This is a genomic window from Bartonella queenslandensis AUST/NH15 (genome assembly GCF_000312585.1).
Classification (GTDB): Bacteria; Pseudomonadota; Alphaproteobacteria; order Rhizobiales; family Rhizobiaceae; genus Bartonella; species Bartonella queenslandensis_A.
Window position 1 is genome coordinate 150556 of record NZ_HE998013.1, and the last position, 5568, is coordinate 156123.

At 36.4% G+C, this 5568-nt stretch carries 1 protein-coding gene and 1 pseudogene; both read right to left on the bottom strand.

All coding sequences use genetic code 11. The features are described from left to right. A pseudogene (locus BN338_RS08705) lies at nt 1–766 on the bottom strand (Vomp family autotransporter); the annotation flags it as partial. Between the two features lie 557 nt (nt 767–1323). Beyond that, complete coding sequence (locus tag BN338_RS08710; RefSeq protein ID WP_039761097.1) at nt 1324–5238, bottom strand: Vomp family autotransporter; 3915 nt, start codon at nt 5236–5238, stop codon at nt 1324–1326. Nucleotides 5239–5568 lie beyond the last annotated feature (330 nt).

Below are 5568 nucleotides of genomic sequence, written 5' to 3' on the forward strand. Positions count from 1 at the left end.
CTCCGTATTGGCTCTCTGAATTATATTCATCGCCCAGTGCAGTACTGCTTAACCCCAAAGCATGAGCCATGTAACCTATAGCAATGCTATTGTCTCTTGCCGCTTTAGGCTTATAACCAATAGCAACACTGACCCCCCCTGATGAATCCGCCCCTTCACCCAAAAAAGTAGAATTGCTCCCTCTTCTTTCGCTTGCAAACAACCTTCCATTCACTTGTATTGGATAGTTTTTTTCCGATGAACGAGGCGTATTTAAGAAAGCTGTATCATTTCCATAATCATCATCAACAGAAGACTCTAAATTTTTCTGTATCAATGCATTTGATGATCTTTGCATAGCTTGCTGTATAGAACTGCTATCTTTGTCAAAAACATTGACAGCAGTCTTACTTTTTTCGGAAAGCATAGTGATTAAAAAATTGGCATAGCCACTAGAAGCATTAACCTTTTGCGTTAATGCTGCATTCACCGCCATTAAATAGCTTGATTTTGATAAACTACTACCGTCAAAGAAACCTATATAAGGGTTATAATGATCGTAAGCAGAAAAAACATTTCTATCGTTTTCTTGAGAATAAACCGCTGTTGCCTTCTCTAAAACTTGAAGAAGCAGTTCTATTATATCAAAATTTTTTGCATAAGTGGAAGAAGTATTTGATAAAAATGCAACGATTGTGGTTCCCAACAAAAGATTTTTAAATAAATGCCGAGAGACATATCCGTAATCCCAATCATTCCTCTTTGATATGATAGATAATTCTTTCATCTCAAGTGCCCCAATGAAAAAAAATCAAATCAACCCATATTTATGACATAAAAAAGACATATTTCAATTTATAAATTCTGGGTTTTCATTAAATTGGCTGTTTAAAATTGGTGGAGGAGGTTATTTCCGTGTGAAGCCATAACAAAAAAGCCATTAGAAAATTCGAAGGTTTTTGGTCGTTTTATGGTTGTGGTGATATGTTATTGGGGAAATGGAATCATTGAGATAAATTTGTAGAAACATATTCTCATGCTGTGATGATAAGTTTTTGTCTGTAAAATTAAGTAACATATTGATTTTATGCTCTTTTAAATTGTTTTTTCGTGAAAAGCAAAAACGATTAGTAGGTGAATTTTCATCCTTATGAAATTATAAATTAAAATGAAAACAGAGCTTCAGCATTAATGGTACATTTTTCTTTATTATTCATCTACCTTTAATGTTTTTCTTTGATTTAATTATTTAACTTTATTGATTTCTTATTAAAATAAACTTTCGCCCTTATCTTAAATAAAGACAAGGGCGAAATAATTTTGCTCAATGCATTTTGTTGATTATCAGTTCAATGTCATATTGAATCCAGCACCTATGCCCCAGTGTCCACCAGAATTGGTGACAGATACATTAGACAGAACAGATCCGCTTTCAGATGTATAACCAGCACCAAAGGCAAAGGCAGATTGATTACGCCATAAACCACTCCCAAACCCAACGCTTAATTTCCCAGGTGTTTCATTATAGCGTAAGTTAGACACTGCTAAGCCAATAGCGGCTGCTTGTCTTGCTTCTTTTCGCACACCTTCTATGCTGTAATTTAAAGCATCAAACTTCCTATCCGTATAAGATTTTGCTTCATTAATCACATCACCGATTTGGTTATTTAAAATGCTATTGAAACGCTCATCCGTATATTTTCTTGCATCATCAAGGACTATTTTCATCTGCTGGTTTGTCTCCCAAAGTTGACTACCATTAACAGCTTCTTTCGAATCTTTCGATAATTTACCATCCGCCACATTGTTTAACACGACTGGATCACTTTCACTCACACCAGCTAATGTGACTTTATTTATCTTTTCACCCTTTTCATTCTTATCATACTTAACCGCATCATGTGTAACCGTATTTGCAATATCTTTTATCTGTTGATCAATATTGTCTACACGGTTTTCAACCTTGCTAACCCTATTATTTGTCTCCCAAAGTTGGCTACCATTAACGGCTTCTTTCGAATCTTTCGATAATTTACCATCCGCTACATGCGTAATCTTACTGTCCTGATCATTATGACGAGCATCGAAAGCTTGTTCTTTCTCATTCCAATTTAAACCATTCGATAAGGCACTCTGGGTAACATTATTAATACGCTCGTTGATGCTTTTCATGCTTTCATTAACACCTTCAAACGCACCTGCAACATTATCATAGCCAGTTTTCTTATCCCCATTACCATCATCTTTGAATTGTGAAACATAGAATGTGGGAACTTTCCACTCCCCATTCTGATAGCCCGCATCACCACCAAAATACCTAGAAAGTGAATCGATCACTGAATAAAGCTGAGAACCATTGATTGCATCCGTTGATTTTTCAGAGATATCACCGTTTGCAAGAAAGGTAATTTTGCTATTCGCCTTTTCTTGACCATGCTGGGCCACAAATGCTTCTTTCTCATTATCCCACGATAAGGCATCGCCTTTTGTTTTATTGATCTCATTCGTAATTTCATTGGTGATTTTATTCTGAATATTTGTGAAAGATGTACCAACAGCAGACAATGCTTGTTCTACAGTATTATATTTTTCTTCACTTACTGTACCATCATTATTAACCGTGTTAAGCGTAAAAGTAGGTGCTTTCCATTCGCCATCCTTATATTCAGCTCCCCCTCCAAAATATCCTGCAAGATTATTACCCATCGAATAAAGCTGAGAACCATTGATCGCATCCGTTGAGTCAGCAGTAATGTCTCCATTTAAAAGGTATTTAAGCTTGCTCTTTGCTTTTTCTTCGCCATGCTGAGCAACAAATGCCCCATCACTCTCATTCCACAATAAAGCATCACCTTGAACTTGTTGCGTAATATGCGTTATGTTTTGCGTAAAATCGTTGAACTTATTTGTGATGTCTTTACTGACATTTTCAATGCCTTTATCAAGCTGACCTTTATTAACAGCATCATTGTTGTTCTTTGCATCCTCCACACCAGAAATGATCCGACTTGCACCATTTGCGTTGGCAATATTGATTTCTGTACCTTCTGTTTTGGCACCAATAGTGAGACGATTTGTTTCCTTATCCTGCTGAATAAAACTTTCACCCTCCACTTTGGTAATCGCATTATTAATCTGGTTACTAATCTCATTGGTGATTTTATTCTGAATATTTGTGAAAGATTGTCCCACACCACTCAAAGCCTCAGCTACATTATGATAAGTTTCATCTTTTTCCTCACCATCATTGTCAACAGTTTTAAGCGTAAAAGTAGGTACTTTCCATGTGCCATCCTTATATTCAGCTCCACCTCCAAAAGTTTCAGCTATACTCGTAGCAGCGGTTTGGAGATTATTTGATACCATTGTTACATTTTGATTTGTCCTAAACAGCTGCGAACCAGTGACAGCTTCATTTGAATCTTTTGAAATGTCACCATCCTTTATACCCGCAAAAATACGCTTTTCACTTTTACTGTTAGTAATATCAATTTTATCACCATCTGTATCCTTCCCAATGGTGATATATCTCGTTGTATCATCCTGTTTTACAAAGCTACTGGCTGCGACTTGTTTTTCAACTTTTTGCAGTTGTGCAAAATTCACTGCATCGGTCTCATCAGTACCCTCTACTACTCCTGTTATCTTTTTACCGCCAGCGTTAATACCCTCAGTCGTTATTTGAGGACCATTAGCAATTACTAAGCCCATTGCATTTAAAGTATTTGCACCTGCTTTTATACTATCCAGCGCAATATCCTTTGCGAGATCAAATTTTATTTTATTGTCATCTTCACCTTTGGTAACATTTAAATTGCTACTTCCAGCTGCAAAATCCACCGTACCATCTATACCAACAACTTTACCATTATTACCATTAACAGATAGCTTCCAGCCTTTGTTCACGTAGTCCCGTAAGGACTTCAACTGTGCAACATTCACCGCATCAGCATCTTTACTACCAGCTGCTACTCCTGTAATTTGCCGCGAAATCTTATTAGTATTATCACCAACACTAACGGCACCTAACGTACTTTTCCATTCATAACTTATTTCACCTGATTCAACATCTGTTAAAGGATTATATCCAGCAGTATGACCATCACCAACACCAGATACAGAACGCGCTCCTATAGCAACTCCTCCGTTCACTGTTACTTGTGACTTCATCCCCAAAGCCATAGAATTAACACCAAGTGCAGATGACTCAGCACCAATAGAAATCGCATGCTCCATTTCACTCTTAGCCAAAGAACCTATAGCCAAAGACTTCTCACCATTTGCAAATGCTTCAGAACCTATGGCTATCGACTTTTCACCGAGTGCCTTGGTGCGATTAAGGTCTTTGTTCGCATCGTCATTTGGATTAATGTCATTCCCTAAAGATCCTAACTGTGACGGAGAGCCTATTGCGATAGAACCATTCATCTTAGCTTGTGATGCATAACCTATCGCAATGCTAGCCTCTCCTACCCCGTTTGCCCCATAACCCAATCCTATAGCACCTTTTTGCTCTGCCCGTGCATAACGACCAAGAACTATTGCGTTCACTGCATCTTTGGTTATCAATGTACTGTTACCAACGGCAACAGTTCCGCCTCTATAGACTTCCGCATTAGAACCAATAACAACAGAATTACCAACTTTTGCCTGCGCGTTATCACCCAAAATAACATTTGTTTCTGATACATCACGTTGCATTGCTGGAGATAAATAATCTTGTGAGATATCAGACGCATTCATAATCGCTGTATCCCCACCATCTTGATTGAACGGTTGAGAAGATAAGTTGTTACGAACAGATAATTGTGGGCTAATGATAGATTGTTTCTTTTTTTCCTCTGTACTTACTGCTTTTTTCAATCGGTTGCTGCCCGCTGCTGTAAAAGTATTTGCAATAAAATTGTCATCGCTCCCATCAGAAAGAGCTCTGATTAAAAAATTAGCATAACTGCTTAAAACACTAACTTTTGATTCTGGCGCCGTATTCAATACCGTTACATCATTGCTGTTGGATACATTAATAGGTCCCAAATAACCAGTAGCATCATCATAAACAGAAATCACACTTTGTGGATACGCCACAACAGCACTCTCTATGTTTGTAGCAATCCTTCCTCCTGAAACAAGATTTTCTGAAAAAACAGGAGAAACACTCGACAAAAGTGCAACTATTGAAGTTAATGACACAACTTTAATAAAAGGAAAACGAGAAAATTTTAATTCACTCCCCGCTAATTTGGCATATGATTTTTTCATAATAAATTCCCCAATGAAAAAATTAACTATAAACATAAAAAAGACACATTTAAATACTAAGCGAATCGTGAGATCTATTTTTTCTATATATGTGAGATTTAAGGTATGATTGAAAAAGTAGAGAAATGATGTGTTTAGATGTTAAAGTGTGTGTTTTTTATAAGAGACTAGAGGTTATTTTTTTGCATATTGGTTAAAATTTGCTTAATATTTTAACTAATTTTTTTATTTTGTCGTTTGTTTCTTTATATTTACAGAATAAATAGTAAAAATATTTAGCAATATTATAAAGTTTATGATTTTTTTTTGAAAAATATGTAAGAGGAATGT